This window comes from Dyella sp. OK004 (genome assembly GCF_900114495.1).
Taxonomy (GTDB): domain Bacteria; phylum Pseudomonadota; class Gammaproteobacteria; order Xanthomonadales; family Rhodanobacteraceae; genus Dyella_D.
Genome location: NZ_FOZI01000003.1, coordinates 66585 through 80720, shown reverse-complemented (window position 1 = coordinate 80720; position 14136 = coordinate 66585). Strand labels below are relative to the sequence as shown.

Annotated in this window: 17 protein-coding genes and 1 tRNA gene; 6 read left to right on the top strand and 12 right to left on the bottom strand. The window is 63.7% G+C overall.

The features are described 5' to 3' along the window. Positions 1 to 6 precede the first annotated feature (6 nt). Positions 7 to 594, top strand: a complete 588-nt coding sequence (locus BM338_RS12940; RefSeq protein ID WP_090451353.1) for a glycine zipper 2TM domain-containing protein — start codon at positions 7 to 9, stop codon at positions 592 to 594. 126 nt (positions 595 to 720) lie between these two features. Here BM338_RS12940 and BM338_RS21620 read toward each other — a convergent pair whose 3' ends face one another. Continuing rightward, on the bottom strand, positions 721 to 876 hold the full coding sequence (locus tag BM338_RS21620) for a hypothetical protein (protein WP_218156349.1): 156 nt from the start codon (positions 874 to 876) through the stop codon (positions 721 to 723). Between the two features lie 246 nt (positions 877 to 1122). Between BM338_RS21620 and BM338_RS12930 the strand changes: the two genes are divergently transcribed. Then, a complete protein-coding gene (locus BM338_RS12930) occupies positions 1123 to 1350 on the top strand; it encodes a hypothetical protein (protein ID WP_090451351.1) in 228 nt (75 codons plus the stop codon). Positions 1351 to 1492: 142 nt separating this feature from the next. Here BM338_RS12930 and BM338_RS12925 read toward each other — a convergent pair. From BM338_RS12925 to tpiA, 3 genes are all read right to left on the bottom strand, one after another. Beyond that, positions 1493 to 1577 (bottom strand) — tRNA-Leu (locus tag BM338_RS12925). Positions 1578 to 1588: 11 nt separating this feature from the next. Continuing rightward, entirely contained in the window at positions 1589 to 2074 is a 486-nt protein-coding gene (secG, locus tag BM338_RS12920; RefSeq protein WP_090451350.1) for a preprotein translocase subunit SecG, read from the bottom strand. A gap of 22 nt (positions 2075 to 2096) precedes the next feature. Further along, positions 2097 to 2846 carry a triose-phosphate isomerase gene (tpiA, locus tag BM338_RS12915; RefSeq protein ID WP_090451349.1) on the bottom strand — a complete coding sequence of 250 codons (750 nt, stop codon included), beginning with the start codon at positions 2844 to 2846 and terminating at the stop codon, positions 2097 to 2099. A 129-nt stretch (positions 2847 to 2975) separates the two neighbouring features. Between tpiA and BM338_RS12910 the strand changes: the two genes are divergently transcribed. After that, entirely contained in the window at positions 2976 to 3782 is an 807-nt protein-coding gene (locus BM338_RS12910; protein WP_090451348.1) for an SDR family NAD(P)-dependent oxidoreductase, read from the top strand. Here the strand turns inward: BM338_RS12910 and BM338_RS12905 are convergent. The 6 genes from BM338_RS12905 to orn all read right to left on the bottom strand — a co-directional run bounded on the left by BM338_RS12905 (position 3779) and on the right by orn (position 9100). Beyond that, a complete protein-coding gene (locus BM338_RS12905) occupies positions 3779 to 4477 on the bottom strand; it encodes a VIT1/CCC1 transporter family protein (RefSeq protein WP_090451347.1) in 699 nt (232 codons plus the stop codon). The genes BM338_RS12910 and BM338_RS12905 overlap by 4 nt on opposite strands. 93 nt (positions 4478 to 4570) lie before the next feature. Further along, a complete protein-coding gene (locus BM338_RS12900; RefSeq protein ID WP_090451346.1) occupies positions 4571 to 5065 on the bottom strand; it encodes a hypothetical protein in 495 nt (164 codons plus the stop codon). A 76-nt stretch (positions 5066 to 5141) separates the two neighbouring features. Next, the gene (locus tag BM338_RS12895; protein ID WP_090451345.1) at positions 5142 to 6077 is read right to left on the bottom strand and encodes an isopenicillin N synthase family dioxygenase; all 936 of its coding nucleotides are present in this window, start codon (positions 6075 to 6077) and stop codon (positions 5142 to 5144) included. Positions 6078 to 6184: 107 nt separating this feature from the next. Continuing rightward, complete coding sequence (gene glmM, locus BM338_RS12890) at positions 6185 to 7531, bottom strand: phosphoglucosamine mutase (RefSeq protein WP_090451344.1); 1347 nt, start codon at positions 7529 to 7531, stop codon at positions 6185 to 6187. 48 nt (positions 7532 to 7579) lie between these two features. After that, positions 7580 to 8488, bottom strand: coding sequence for a dihydropteroate synthase (gene folP, locus BM338_RS12885; protein WP_177229339.1), 909 nt, complete (start codon positions 8486 to 8488; stop codon positions 7580 to 7582). Between the two features lie 51 nt (positions 8489 to 8539). Further along, positions 8540 to 9100, bottom strand: coding sequence for an oligoribonuclease (gene orn, locus BM338_RS12880; RefSeq protein WP_090451342.1), 561 nt, complete (start codon positions 9098 to 9100; stop codon positions 8540 to 8542). A gap of 87 nt (positions 9101 to 9187) precedes the next feature. Between orn and sbcB the strand changes: the two genes are divergently transcribed. Then, positions 9188 to 10639: an exodeoxyribonuclease I gene (gene sbcB / locus BM338_RS12875; protein WP_090452501.1), complete on the top strand. Its 1452-nt coding sequence runs from the start codon at positions 9188 to 9190 to the stop codon at positions 10637 to 10639. A 14-nt stretch (positions 10640 to 10653) separates the two neighbouring features. Continuing rightward, positions 10654 to 11340, top strand: coding sequence for a DUF2461 domain-containing protein (locus BM338_RS12870; RefSeq protein ID WP_090451341.1), 687 nt, complete (start codon positions 10654 to 10656; stop codon positions 11338 to 11340). Between the two features lie 39 nt (positions 11341 to 11379). Here the strand turns inward: BM338_RS12870 and BM338_RS12865 are convergent, their stop codons facing one another. Continuing rightward, on the bottom strand, positions 11380 to 12666 hold the full coding sequence (locus tag BM338_RS12865) for an MFS transporter (protein WP_218156364.1): 1287 nt from the start codon (positions 12664 to 12666) through the stop codon (positions 11380 to 11382). 227 nt (positions 12667 to 12893) lie between these two features. Between BM338_RS12865 and aqpZ the strand changes: the two genes are divergently transcribed. Then, positions 12894 to 13592 carry an aquaporin Z gene (gene aqpZ, locus BM338_RS12860; protein ID WP_218156348.1) on the top strand — a complete coding sequence of 233 codons (699 nt, stop codon included), beginning with the start codon at positions 12894 to 12896 and terminating at the stop codon, positions 13590 to 13592. A gap of 107 nt (positions 13593 to 13699) precedes the next feature. On the opposite strand, the gene BM338_RS21615 is transcribed toward aqpZ, so the two are convergent. After that, positions 13700 to 13870: a LiaI-LiaF-like domain-containing protein gene (locus BM338_RS21615; RefSeq protein ID WP_177229338.1), complete on the bottom strand. Its 171-nt coding sequence runs from the start codon at positions 13868 to 13870 to the stop codon at positions 13700 to 13702. Positions 13871 to 14136 lie beyond the last annotated feature (266 nt).

The following is a 14136-nucleotide window of genomic DNA, read 5'->3' as shown; positions in this document are numbered from 1 at the left end:
ACGACCATGTTGATGCGCAATGTGCTCTTCGCAGCAATGACGACCGCAGCCGTCTTGGGCCTGTCAGCTTGCAACCGCGAGGCCAGCGCCGATGCCGGTAACGGCATGGCCGCTGCGGCACCCAGCGGTTCGCCGGGTGCTGATAACGGCGCCAAATACGCCCGCGTGATCAGCGTCGATCCGATCCGCCAGACCACCAATAATCCCAAGCAGGTCTGTCATGACGAAGTGGTCTCGCACACCGAACCGCCCAAAGATCAACATCAGATCGCGGGCATGGCGATCGGCGCCGTAGCCGGCGGCCTGCTGGGCAACCAGATCGGTGGCGGCAAGGGCCGCACACTGGCGACCGTCGCCGGTGCTGTGGGCGGTGGTTACGCCGGCAAGAGGATCGAAGAAAGCCGGCAACAGAACCAGGTGACGCAGTCCACGGAACGCCGCTGTGAAACGGTGAACAACAGCAGCAACAAAATCGTCGGCTACGACGTACGTTACGAATACAACGGTGTCACTCGCACTCAGCGCATGGATCACGATCCGGGCGATCGTGTGCTGGTGCAGGAAGGCATTACCGCCGTCTCGTCGGCACGTTAAAGCAAGCCACCGCACTATCTATTGAATCAGGGCCTGGGATTGCGCCGCGACATTGGCGACGTTCTCCCGGGCCCATTTCATTTCTGGCCGGCGCTCTACCGCCTTACTTGAATCGATGTGTGCGGATCAGGCTTCCGGCGGCGTGAGGCGATTGCTCTGAAGGATGGCGGTGATCTGGGAGCTGACCCAGTCGAAATCGTCAGGTCCAGCCGAATCGAGAATAGGGTTCGTCAGGGCAGCGAACATCGGCCAGAAGTCGTCGCGATCGCGGGATTGGCGCATAAGCCGGGGCACCTGCAGCAACAGGCGGTTAAGCGCTATCTGGAGTTCGTCATGGCTTTTGGGCATAGGGGTCGATGAAGGACGTGTGCTGATACATTGAGTGTCCACCGCTGCCACGGGCAGGGGCGGTATCTCAACGTATTAAATCAAGCCGCAGCCAGTCAGCCCCATCCACCATTTGGCCTGTGTACTCGACTTGCACGTCTTGATCTAATCCGCGTTCACCTCCTGCATGAGGGCCCGGCCATGCAGCTTAAAACACCGATGCATTGCGTCAGCGGAAACTTTCGCCCCGACGGCGACATTTACGCCAACCTCGAACACGACGCAGCTGCCGCACACGCACTTCTCGCTGCCATGGATCGGAACATTGATGCCGCACTCGGCATCGACTCGCGCTTAGTTATCGATGCCTACCGAAGGGCTCTGATGAATTGCGCCAACGACCTCATGTGGAAATGGGGTTACAAATAGAACGCAACTCATCGAACCTGATGACTTGGAAGCCGATACGCCGTGGACGATCGCGGACATGCAGGCATAAAAAAAACCCGCAGAATTTGCGGGTTTTTTTAAAGATCCCAGAATCTCCAAAGAACATCCTGGAATTACTGATTGGTGCCCAAGGGGGGACTCGAACCCCCACGACTTGCGTCGCTACCACCTCAAGGTAGTGCGTCTACCAATTCCGCCACCTGGGCAGGTGTCTTACTTAGTTTTTCTTGGCGGGTTCCGTTGCAGCAGGAACTTCGCTGGTGTTCTTGGCGCTGGCGTTCTTGGCGCTGGCGTTCTTGGCTGCGGCCGGGGCCGTAGCGGCCGGGACTTCGCCAGCGGCAGGCTTGGTGGCCTGCGGCACTTCCGCATTGGCCGGAGCCGGTGCGGAGGGCTGCGCATTTTGCGTGGCAGCCGGCGGGTTGGCAAGACCGGACATCACGCCCAGATCGCCACCGGTGTTCTGCGGCGCACCATGATGGCTCAGGTAGATACCCATGCCGAGACTGAGCAGGAAGAACAGCGCAGCCAACACGCCGGTGGCGCGCGTCATGAAGCTGGAGGAACCGCGCGCACCGAACACGGTGGCGGAAGCACCGCCGCCGAAACCGGAGCCCGCGTCGGCGCCAGCGCCGCGCTGCATCAGAATCAGCACGATCATCGCGGCGGCGATCAGAATGTAGAAGACGCTGAAAATGACGAACATGGGTTTCCGGGAGTCCGTACGCTCAGTGCGCCGCGGCGCAGATACCGAGGAAATCGGCAGAGGTCAGTGAAGCGCCTCCGATGAGTCCCCCATCCACGTCCGCTTGCGCGAACAATTCCGCGGCATTTGCCGCTTTGACGCTTCCGCCGTAAAGCAGTCGCGTCAGACCGGCAATCATAACATCCTCCTTCGCCAGTTGGCTACGGATGAACGCATGCACTTCCTGGGCCTGCTCCGGGGTGGCCGTGCGGCCGGTGCCGATGGCCCACACCGGTTCGTAGGCGATTACGGCCGTATCGAAACTGCCAATGCCGTTCAGCGCGATCACTGCCTGCAGCTGACGCGCAATCACCGCCTCCGTCTCGCCGGCCTCGCGCTGAGCCAGCGTCTCGCCGATGCAAAGGATCGGAGTGAGGCCGCCGGCACGGGCGGCAGCGAATTTACGGGCAACCAGCTCGTCGCTCTCGCCGTGATACTGGCGGCGCTCCGAATGGCCCACCAGCGCCCACTGGGCACCGCTGTCGGCCAGCATGGCTGCCGACACTTCGCCGGTATAGGCACCCTGCCCTTCATGCTCGCTTACGTCCTGCGCGCCAAAACCCAGGCCGGAACCGATGTGGCCATCCGCCAGCGCGGCGATATAGGGAAAGGGCGGGAACACAGCGACATCGATCGCGGACGGCTTGCCGGCGACGATCTCGCTCACCAGGACCTGCGCCATGGAACGGCTGCCGTGCATCTTCCAGTTACCGGCGACGAGCTTTTTGCGCATGGCCTGTGTCCCTTGCCTAAAAACGCGAAAGCTTAGCGACCCGCCCCTGGCGCGGCAACGCCGTGCCGGCTGGCGCACAACGGCGACAGCCGGCAAGATCGCCGACATTCACAGAACCACGAGAGATACATGCCGCCATCCCGTCCACTCAGCCTCATCACAGGCGCCTCCGCGGGCATCGGTGCCGCCTTTGCCCGCGACCTCGCCGCGCGTGGACATGACTTGGTACTTACCGCCCGGCGCGTCGATCGCCTGGAGACCCTTGCCGAGGAGTTGCGGCAGCAGTATCGCAGTCAGGTCACAGTACTGCCTTGCGATCTGGCCGACCCCGCCGCGCCGGAACAGCTAAGCCATGCACTGACCCAGCGCGAGCTGCATGTGGATTGGCTGATCAACAACGCCGGCTACGGCGTGCCCGGCACGTTCGAGGCGAGTGAGTGGAAGACGCATGCGGATTTCATCCAGGTGCTGATCACCGCACCGGCCGAACTTGCCTGGCGCCTGTTGCCCGGCATGCGCCAGCGCGGCTACGGGCGCATCGTCAATGTCGCCTCGCTGGCCGGCCATGTACCAGGCTCCGCCGGACACACGTTGTATGCCGCATCTAAGGCCTATCTGATCAAGTTCTCGCAGTCGCTGGCGCTGGAGAACCGGCATCTCGGCGTCAACGTATGCGCGCTTTGCCCGGGCTTCACCCGGTCGGAATTTCACGATGTCACCGGCACGCGCGATCTGGTCAACAAGATGCCCAGCTATATGTGGCAAACCGCGGAAGATGTCGTGCGCGAGAGCTACGCGGCGGTAGAGCGCGGCGAGATCGTCCATGTTACCGGCCGCTTCAATCGCTTCATCAAGAGCCTGGTAAAGCTGATGCCGGATCGCATGGCGCTGTGGCTATCGGCCCGCGAGTCGAAGCGCTACCGCCACGCCGATTAACCGCCGATCCATCGCGCAAGCAGGAAGGCGGCCGCAGATGCGATGCCGCCGACCAGCATGGTCTGCAGCGCGCCGCGTCCCATGCCGATGCCCGTGAAGCGTGCCTTGGCCGCACCGAACAGACCCAGCGCTACCAGCGTGCAGATCACTGATACTGGCAGGGCGCGCGACAGCTCGCCAATCAACATATAAGGCAGTAGCGGCACCAGACCGCCAACGACATAAGCTCCACCGATCGTCAGCGCACTGCGCAAGGCACGCCCCGGCTCCGGCTGCTCCAGCCCGAGCTCGAAACGCATCATGAAATCGACCCAGGCATCGGGGTCAGTACGGAAGTGCGCCAGGATGGGCGCACAGGCTGCGCGATCCAGGCCGTAGTGCGAAAAAATCTGCACCACTTCGTCTTCTTCGCGATGCGCCAGCTCACGCACTTCGTAGTGCTCGCGCGCCCGCTCGGAACGATAGTGATCGGCGTCGCCGCGCGCGGCCAGATAGCCGCCCAATCCCATCGCGATCGCACCGGCGGCGATCTCCGCAACGCCGGCCACTACCACCACGCGGCTCGCGGCTACTGCACCGGAAAGGCCCGCCGCCAAGGCAAACGGTACGGTGAGACCATCGGCCATGCCGATCACCAGATCGCGCACGGTATCCGACGCGGTGAAGTGTTTTTCCGTATGCGGTGTCAGCGGCATGGCGGCGCTCCGTTGGAAGACGCGCCACTTTACCCGGGACCGAAATCGACTTCTCGATTAAGAAGAAATCCACTTCTCGATTAAGAAAGCGAATTACTGGCGTTTGCAAGTCAGCGTATCGCCCACCACGAAATGCCCTTCCTTCATCACCTGCCAGTCGACTTGCAGATCGGTGCCCTTGCGCAGGTAAACGAAGCTTTGAGCCGGCTGCACATCCGGCGAAGAAGTCCAGGTGAGCGTGTCCTGCACCCAGCCTTCCGAACTGAAACGCCGCGCGCCACCAAAGTTATCCAGCACCGTCGCGTTATAGCGTTGCGCCTTGGCGTCATAGGCCCAGGCTTCCACCGCGCGATAACGCGCCGGCGCCACGTCGTCATGATGCTTGAGTACAGCATCGCCGCCGAGATCCGGCTCGAAACGCATGCTGGAATCGATGGTCTTGCCGCTGGCGGGGAACACGCCATGGCACTGCCAATGGCCGATCAGTCCATCCATGGAATGCATGGGCGCCACCGCCGACTCCGCGGCCATGGCAGCAGTGACGCAACACGAGGCAACCACCCAGGCGGATAACAGCGGAAATCGCATGACGGCGCTCCTTGAGGAAGCGCCGAGGCTAGCGGACTTCCGGCCGGCGCAAACCGACCGGAAGTCATGCCCGGCATCAGATCAGCTTGATCTCACGCAGGCGCTGCAGCAGGTACTCATGCGAGGAGATCGAGGTGTCGTAGCGGCTCGGGTTCTCCGCCGTCACGCATTGCGGCACCGGATCGAGCACCACATCCGGATTCGGATGCAGGAAGTACGGCACCGAATAACGCGGCTTGCGTGCGTTCTCGTTCTGCGGGTTCACCACGCGATGCGTGGTGGAGGGATACACGTGGTTGGTCAGACGCTGCAGCATGTCGCCGATGTTGACCACGATGGCATCGCCCTCGGTGGTGATCGGCAGCCATTCACCCTCGCGGGTCAGCACTTCCAGGCCCTCCGCGCTGGCGCCGACCAGCAGGGTGATGAAGTTGATGTCTTCATGGGCACCCGCGCGCACGTTGGGAATGTTGTCCTCGGTGATCGGCGGGTAATGGATCGGGCGCAAGATGGAGTTGCCCTGCTCGGTCTTGTCCTCGAAATAGTTCTCGGGCAAGTCGATATGCAAGGCCAACGCGCGCAGCACGCGCGTGCCGAGCTGATCCAGCGCCTCGAACAGGCCGTAGCCGTACTGCTTGAAGCTGGCCACTTCCGTCGGCCACAGGTTGGGCGGCATCACATCGGCGAAGCGGGAGTCGCGCGGAATCTCGCGCCCCACATGCCAGAACTCCTTGAGGTCGGCGTACTTGCTGTCCTTGGCGGTCTCCACCTTGAATGGCGTGTAGCCGCGCGCGCCGCCGCTGCCGGGCACGTGGTACTTCATCTTGGTTTCGGCAGGCAGCGCGAAGAACTGCTGGAAAGCGTCGTAGGCGCCATCGATCAGGTCGCGCGGAATGCCGTGCCCGCTGATGCAGCAGAAGCCGAATTCGCGGTAGGCCGCGCCCAGTTCGGCGACGAAGGCGGCGCGGTCAGTGTCGTAGCGACGGATATCCAGGGTCGGTACTTTTTTCATGTCGTGATCCACAGGTTGGCGTGCGGTCGATTCAGTCCGCCACCGCAGGGGCGGGGCACGTCGGGCCAATCCTTGGCGACCTGAGCAAGAGGCGTGCTCTTACTGGCTCACGAGCGTTCGGCGGAGGATTTTACGACCTCCGCCAGCTTCTCCGCTATCCGCTTCACCTCGGCCTCGTCAGCCGCCTCCACGGTCACCCGCACCAGCGGCTCAGTACCGGAGGCGCGCAGCACCACCCGGCCCCGGCCCAGCAAGGTCTGCTCCGCCTCGGCCAAAGCCTGTTTCACGGCCTCACTATGCAGCGCCTCGCGGGCACCATCGGCGCGGACATTGATCATGAGCTGAGGCGTCTTGTGCAGACCCTGGCGCGCATCGGCGAAATCGAGCCCGCCCAGCGCCTCCAGTACGGCCAGCGCGGAGACGATGCCGTCACCGGTGGTGGCGCGATCCAAGCACAGAATGTGACCGGAGGTTTCACCACCAAGCAGTCCGCCGTGTTGCTTGAGTTGCTGCAGCACATAACGATCGCCGACGTTGGCGCGGATCAACGGCACGCCCAGCTTGTCCAGCGCCTGCTGCAGGCCGTAGTTGCTCATCAAGGTGCCGACCACTGGTCCTTTCAGATGACCTTGCGCCTGCCAGGCGCAGGCCAGCACGTAGAGCATGTCGTCGCCATCGGCGAGCAGACCGTTGCGATCGACTATCTGCACGCGATCGCCATCACCGTCGAAGGCAATACCGAGATCCGCGTGATGCTCCAGCACCGCCAGCTGCAGCGCCTGCGGATGGGTGGAGCCCACGCCGCGATTGATATTGAACCCGTCGGGCCGGTCTCCGATGGCGATCACTTCCGCGCCCAGCTCGGAGAACACACGGGGCGCCACCTGGTAGGTCGCGCCGTTGGCGCAGTCCAGTACCAGCTTCAAACCGCGCAGGCTGAAATGCTCGTCGACCGTGGCCTTGCAGAATTCGGTGTAACGCGCGACCGCGTCATCGACGCGGGTCGCCTTGCCCAGCCGCTCGGAGGCAACAGTAGTGAAGTCGCCGTCCAATTCCTGCTCGATGGCCTCTTCCAGTTCGTCAGAGAGTTTTTCGCCGGTCGCCGAAAAGAACTTGATGCCGTTGTCCTGATGCGGATTGTGCGACGCGCTGATCACAATACCCGCTTGCGCGCGCAGCGAGCGCGTGAGGAATGCCACCGCCGGCGTCGGCATTGGGCCAAGCAGGCCCACATCCACGCCGGCAGCAACCAGGCCGGCCTCCAGCGCGGACTCGAACATATAACCGGACACGCGGGTGTCCTTGCCGATCAGCACCTTCGGCCGCGACTTCGCATTGCGCGCCAGCGCGATACCCGCCGCATGGCCCAGCCGCAGCATGAAATCCGCGCTGATCGGCCACTGGCCCACCGGGCCGCGGATGCCGTCGGTACCGAAGTATTTGCGTTCGCTCATAGGGGATCCTGTACACGCGCGCCGCGCGGGGCGCCATCGTCGTTATGTTTATTCGTCGTCTGGCCAGCGCGGCATGGCCGGACGGCTCTCACGGCGCGCCGCCGGCTCCCCTGCAGCCACGGCATGCCAAACCTTCAAAGCGTCGACCGTAGCGGCCACATCATGTACACGCACCATACGTGCGCCACGTTGCACCGCGATCACCGCGGCAGCGACCGAACCGGCCACGCGCTGCGCGGGCTCGGCCTTGCCGGTGAGCGTGCCGATCATCGACTTGCGCGACAGGCCCACGTAAGCGCCGCTGCCGAGGTTGCCGAAACGCTCCAGCGCGCGTAGCAGCGCCAGGTTGTGCTCCAGCGTCTTGCCGAAGCCAAAGCCCGGGTCAACCAACACCTGCCGCTTGTCGATGCCCGCCAGCTCGCAGGAAAACAGACGATCCGTGAGAAAGCGATGCACGTCGCCCACCACATCGTCGTAATGCGGCTCGGCCTGCATGCTGCGTGGCTCGCCCTGCATGTGCATCAGGCAGATCGCCACACGCAGCTCGGCTGCCGCATCCAGCGCCCCTTCGCGGCGCAGCGCGTAGACGTCGTTGATCATGCCCGCGCCCGCGGCTACGGCAGCGCGCATCATTTCCGGCTTGGAAGTATCGACAGCGATCGGCAGCGAAGTACGGGCCGCCAGTTGCTCGATGACCGGAATGACCCGGCGCAGCTCTTCCTCCAGCGGCACCTCGTCGGCGCCGGGGCGGGTGGATTCGCCGCCCACGTCGAGCATGTCCGCGCCCTCCTCCGCCAGACGCAGGCCATGCGTCACCGCAGCTTCGGTGCTGGCGTGGCTGCCGCCATCGGAAAACGAATCGGGGGTGACGTTGAGGATGCCCACCACGCGCGGCCGGTCCAGCCGCAGCGGGCGACCGGCGCAATCGAGGACAGGGGCGAATAATTCAGCGGACATGTTCACTCCCGGATCGCGCGGCACTCAGGCGTGTCGCGGCATGGTGATGAATCAACCGGCGCCGCCCAGCGCACCCATGTACTGACGGTAGTAACGCAGCTCGTCGATGGAGTCGCGGATATCCGACAGCGCGGTATGCGCGGACTCCTTGCTGAAGCCCTTGCCGATACTCGGCGACCAGCGGCGCGACAACTCCTTGAGTGTCGACACATCGAGGTTGCGGTAATGGAAATAACGCTCCAGACGCGGCATCTGGCGGTGCATGAAACGGCGATCCTGGCAGATCGAGTTGCCGCACATTGGCGACTTGCCGGTGGGCACCCAAGCCTTGAGGAAATCCAGCGTGGCCTGTTCGGCGGCGGCGTGGTCATCGGTGGAGGCCAGCACCTGTTCCCACAGGCCAGACCGGCGATGCTGGTTGCGGTTCCACGCATCCATCGCCTCCAACTGCTCCGTGGCGTGGCGGACGGCGAACACCGGGCCCTCGGCCAGTATGTTCAGGTCCTTGTCGGTGACGATGGTGGCGATCTCAAGAATGGAGTCGTTGTCGGTATCGAGACCGGTCATCTCCAGATCGATCCAGATCAGATTGTCGTCGTTGGCTTGATTCATGCTCCCTCCTGGGCGCGCAGTCTAGCAGCAGGCGCCACAGCCGCAGAGACCTAACCGGCGCCTGGATGCCATGCGATGATCCCGGCCATGCAGACCTTCTTCTGGCATGACTACGAGACCTCGGGTGCCGATGCCTGGCGCGACCGCCCCCTGCAGTTCGCCGGCATCCGCACCACCATGGAACTGGAAATCGTCGGCGAACCGGTGATGTTCTTCGGCAAACCGCCACGCGAAATGCCTCCTCACCCCGAGGCCTGTCTGATCACCGGCATCACCCCGCAGCACGCCGAGCGCGAAGGCGTGAGCGAGGCCGATTTCGCCGCGCGCGTGCACGAGCAGCTGGCCGCACCCGGCACCTGCGGCGTGGGCTACAACTCGCTGCGCTTCGACGATGAGTTCACCCGGCAGATGCTCTACCGCAACTTCTACGAGCCCTACGGGCGCGAGTGGGAGAACGGCAATTCGCGCTGGGACCTGATCGACCTGGTGCGTATGTGCGAAGCCCTGCGGCCCGAAGGCATCGAATGGCCCACCCGCGAGGACGGCTCGCCCAGCTTCAAACTGGAACACCTTGCCACCGCCAATCATCTCCAGCAGGAGCGCGCGCATGACGCGCTCTCCGACGTGCACGCACTGATCGATCTGGCCCGCCTGATCCGGGTGCGCCAGCCACGGCTGTGGGACTGGTACTTCGGCCTGCGCCGGAAACAGAAAGTGTTCGAGTTGCTCGATGTGGTGAACATGACGCCGGTGGTGCACGTGTCGTCGCGCTATCCGGCCAGCCGTCACTGCCTGACCCTCATCGCGCCGCTGGCTCAGCACCCGAGCCGGCCGGGCGAGGTAATCGTGTACGACCTCGCCGCCGACCCCAGTGATTTGCTGGCCTTGGATGCGGACGAAATCGCCGACCGCGTATTCACCTCGCGCGCGGATCTGCCCGAAGGCATCGAGCGCATCGCACTGCGCACCGTGCGCGCCAACCGGGCTCCGGCGCTGGCGCCGCTGTCGGTACTCAAAGGTGTCGACACCGCGCGGCTGCAGCTGGATGTCGAGCAGTGCCTCGCCCATCGCGACCTGCTCGCCAGCATCGACGGACTCGCCGCGAAACTGCGCCTGGTGTTTCAGCGCGCCGCCGAACTGCCGCCCCCGGCCGATCCCGAACTCGCCATCTACGGCGGCTTCCTGCCCGATGCCGACAAGCGTCTGCTGGCCGATGTGCGCGCCACACCGCCGGAACAGCTGGGCGCGCGCAACTTCCCCTTCCGCGATCCGCGCTATCCGGAGCTGCTCTTCCGCTATCGCGCCCGCAACTGGCCGGAGACACTTACCGCCGACGAGCGCGCGCGCTGGGAGCATTTCCGCCGCCACCGCCTGCTCAAGCCGGGTCCGCTGACCAACCTGACTATGGACGATTACTTCGCCCGCATCGCCGCGCTGCGTGTCGAACTTGCCGGAGATTCCGGCAAACTGTCCCTGCTCGATCAACTGCAACTGTGGGGCGAGCATCTGACCGCCGACCTCCTTCCCCTCACCGCCTGATCCTTGATAGCCCTATGCCGAAGAGCTACTTCTCGCCCGCCACGTTCCGCTTCCTGCGCGCGCTCGACCGCAACAACAGCCGCGAATGGTTCCAGGCGCACAAGGCCGATTACGATCGCGACGTGCGCGATCCGTTCTTGGAACTGATCACCGACCTGCAAGCCCCGCTGGCCAAGATCAGCCCGCACTACCGCGCCGACCCGCGCAAGAACGGCGGCTCGCTGTTCCGCATCTACCGCGACACGCGCTTCTCCAACAACAAGCTGCCATACAAACCATGGCAGGGCTCGCGCTTCTTCCACGAGCGGCGCCATGAGATCCCGGCGCCATCGTTCTATGTACACATCCAGCCGGGCGACTGCTTTGCCGGTGGTGGCATGTGGCATCCGGAACCCGACGCGCTCAAGCGCCTTCGCGCGTTCCTGGCCGATAACCCCACCGCCTGGAAAAAAGCCACCCAGAGCAAAACGTTCCGCGAGCACTTCACCTTCTGGGGCGAAGCGCTCAGCCGCCCGCCGCGGGGCTTTGATCCGGCACATGAACTGATCGACGACATCAAGCGCAAGGACTTCGCCGCCGGCGAAGGTTTCGACGAAAAGCTCGCCTGCTCAGCCGAGCTGTTGCCGTGGATCGTCGCCACCTTCAAGCGCATCTCGCCGATGATCGACTATCTCTGCGCCGCGCAAGAACTGGAATTCTAGGTAGGAGTGCACCACCGGATCGAGTCCGGGGGTGGGCTCCTACAGGGCCTCGCGCCTCTGCTTGAGCAAATAAACGGCCACCACGGCCGACACCACCGCGGTGATTGCTACGTAATGCGCCGGCGCCATGCGCCCCACGCGCTCGGCCAACACCTCGATCAAGGTAGCCGTACTCGCACCGAACACGGCATACGCCACGTTGTACGCAAACGACAGCCCGGAGTAGCGAATCGGTGCCGGAAAGGCCATCACCATCACCGTAGGTACTACGCCGACCGTGCCGACCAGGAAACCCACCAGCGAATACAGCACCAGAAAGTGCTGACCACCACTTGCCAGATCGCCGAACAAAACGTAGGTCCCCGCCAACAAGGCTAGTGAACCCGCAAGCAGAGCTTGGCGATCACCAATGCGATCCACCAGCCAGCCATAGCTGATGCATCCCAGGCACAGGAAAAACGCCGCGAGACTGTTGCCGAGGAACGCCACATCGGGACTCAGTCCGAACTGCTTCTGCGCCAGGTTCGGCAGCATCAGGATGAGCACCAGGATCGCCGCCGTCAGCATCCAGGTCACCAACATTGACGTCACCACCGCGCCGCGATGCGACCGCAGCACCGCGCGTAGCGGCAGCTCCCGACTCAGCTCCTTGCGCTCGCGCATCGCGGCGAACACCGGTGTCTCGCTCAGCCAGCGGCGCAACCACACGGCGATGAATCCGAACACGCCACCAAGCAGAAACGGCATACGCCAGCCCCAGGCCAGCACCTGATCGTGGCTGAGGTGATGATTGATCCACGCCGCTGTCAGCGATCCGATCAAAATGCCTACCGTCAGGCCAGAGGTAAGACTGGCGCAGGCAAAGCCCACCCTGCCCCTCGGCGCGTGCTCGGCCACGAACACCCATGCACCCGGCACTTCACCACCGATGGCAATGCCCTGCACCACGCGCAACAACAACAGCAGTACCGGTGCGAGCAGACCGACCTGCGCATGCACCGGCAGCAGGCCGATCGCCAGCGTAGGCAGGGCCATCAGGAACACGCTAAGCGTAAACATGCGCTTGCGCCCCAGCCGGTCGCCGAAATGCGCCATCACGATGCCGCCCAGCGGCCGTGCGAGATAGCCCGCCGCAAAAATGCCGTACACCTGCAGCTGCGCCAGCCATGGCGCGGTGCCCTTCGGAAAGAACAGCTCGCTGAGCGGCAACGCGAAGAACACGAACACTACAAAGTCGTAGAACTCCAGCGCACCACCCAGGGCCGCCAGGAACAGCGTGCGGAAATCGTTGCGGGTAAGCGAGGCGGACGGGTCGAGCGTGGGCACTGACGGAGCGGCTTGCATCATCGGTGGCTGCGGTGCGGGCATCGAAAGGTGGCGGGCAACATAGCACCAAACATGGAGCCTGCCGCAGGCGCTATCGGACACGCTCCCATATGCCTCGCCTGACCAGTTTGCTAGGCTAGCCCGGCGCTTGGGCAGGGAGAGCCTGGGCAGTAGGGGTAACAAACTTTTTGGATTTCCCTTCCCGCTATTCGCAAGGAGACCTACTCATGAGTATGGGCAAGCGTTTTACCGCCGAATTGTTCGGCACGTTCTGGCTGGTGTTCGGTGGTTGCGGCAGCGCTGTTCTGGCGGCCGCCTTTCCTGATTTTGGTATCGGCTTCGCGGGCGTCGCGCTCGCCTTCGGCCTCACCGTAGTGACCATGGCCTACGCGGTCGGCCACATCTCGGGCGGCCATTTCAATCCGGCAGTAACCGTGGGCCTGTGTGCCGGCGGCCGCTTCCCGGCCAAAGACGTACTGCCTTACATCGTCGCGCAGGTCATCGGCGGCATCGCGGCAGGCGCCGTGCTGTACGTGATCGCCAGCGGCAAGGCCGGTTTCGACGCCAGTGCGGGCTTCGCCTCCAACGGTTACGGCGATCACTCGCCGGGCGGCTATTCGCTGCATGCGGCCATCGTGACCGAGCTGGTGCTGACCGCGTTCTTCCTGATCGTGATCCACGGCTCCACCGACAAGCGCGCACCGGCCGGCTTCGGCCCGCTCGCCATCGGCCTCGCGCTCACGTTGATCCACCTGATCAGCATTCCGGTCACCAATACCTCGGTGAACCCGGCACGCAGCACCGGCGTGGCGCTGTTCCAGGGCAGCTGGGCGCTCCAGCAGCTGTGGGTGTTCTGGCTAATCCCGCTGATTGGCGGCGCGGTTGGCGGCCTAATCTATCGTCATCTGCTGGAAAGCAAGGACTGACGAAAGAAACGAGAGAGGGATCCGGCGAAGGCCGGATCCCTCTTTTTTTGATGCCTTTTCGACCGGCTTTCGCGCACAGGGTGCGCTCCTACAGGTAAACCGCGGCGTCAGGCTTTGGGCAGATTGCCCTTGAACAGCATGCCGACGCCCAGCGCGATCAGCGCCAGCGGCCACCAGGTCACGAACAGCTGACCCAAGTGCAGGTCGAAGCCAAGGTTGCGCATCAGGAACAGCACGCCGATCACAATCAGGATCAGGCCGGGTACGCTGGGTTTCATCGAAGCCTCACAAGTATTGGCACGCGGCCACTCTGCGTGGCTGCCGCGGGCGAGTCAATCGGAACTTTGCGGGCAATTCAGCTAGCGGCCTTGCACCGATTACTTCCTCCCCTGCGTGATGCAGCACTCCAGGCTTGCACCAATTACTCCCTCCCCTGCGTGCAGCAGGGGAGGGTTGGGGTGGGGTCAAGCCCAGCAAGCTTTGTAGCGTCGTCGCAAAGGCTCACCCCCTCCCAACCTCTCCCTGTCCCACGGACTAGCTTCGC

Coding starts and splice junctions, on each gene's coding strand:
- BM338_RS12940 (WP_090451353.1), top strand. CDS start 7: ATGTTGATGCGCAATGTGCTCTTCGCAGCAATGACGACCGCAGCCGTC.
- BM338_RS21620 (WP_218156349.1), bottom strand. CDS start 876: ATGCGCCAATCCCGCGATCGCGACGACTTCTGGCCGATGTTCGCTGCC.
- BM338_RS12930 (WP_090451351.1), top strand. CDS start 1,123: ATGCAGCTTAAAACACCGATGCATTGCGTCAGCGGAAACTTTCGCCCC.
- secG (WP_090451350.1), bottom strand. CDS start 2,074: ATGTTCGTCATTTTCAGCGTCTTCTACATTCTGATCGCCGCCGCGATG.
- tpiA (WP_090451349.1), bottom strand. CDS start 2,846: ATGCGCAAAAAGCTCGTCGCCGGTAACTGGAAGATGCACGGCAGCCGT.
- BM338_RS12910 (WP_090451348.1), top strand. CDS start 2,976: ATGCCGCCATCCCGTCCACTCAGCCTCATCACAGGCGCCTCCGCGGGC.
- BM338_RS12905 (WP_090451347.1), bottom strand. CDS start 4,477: ATGCCGCTGACACCGCATACGGAAAAACACTTCACCGCGTCGGATACC.
- BM338_RS12900 (WP_090451346.1), bottom strand. CDS start 5,065: ATGCGATTTCCGCTGTTATCCGCCTGGGTGGTTGCCTCGTGTTGCGTC.
- BM338_RS12895 (WP_090451345.1), bottom strand. CDS start 6,077: ATGAAAAAAGTACCGACCCTGGATATCCGTCGCTACGACACTGACCGC.
- glmM (WP_090451344.1), bottom strand. CDS start 7,531: ATGAGCGAACGCAAATACTTCGGTACCGACGGCATCCGCGGCCCGGTG.
- folP (WP_177229339.1), bottom strand. CDS start 8,488: ATGTCCGCTGAATTATTCGCCCCTGTCCTCGATTGCGCCGGTCGCCCG.
- orn (WP_090451342.1), bottom strand. CDS start 9,100: ATGAATCAAGCCAACGACGACAATCTGATCTGGATCGATCTGGAGATG.
- sbcB (WP_090452501.1), top strand. CDS start 9,188: ATGCAGACCTTCTTCTGGCATGACTACGAGACCTCGGGTGCCGATGCC.
- BM338_RS12870 (WP_090451341.1), top strand. CDS start 10,654: ATGCCGAAGAGCTACTTCTCGCCCGCCACGTTCCGCTTCCTGCGCGCG.
- aqpZ (WP_218156348.1), top strand. CDS start 12,894: ATGAGTATGGGCAAGCGTTTTACCGCCGAATTGTTCGGCACGTTCTGG.
- BM338_RS21615 (WP_177229338.1), bottom strand. CDS start 13,870: ATGAAACCCAGCGTACCCGGCCTGATCCTGATTGTGATCGGCGTGCTG.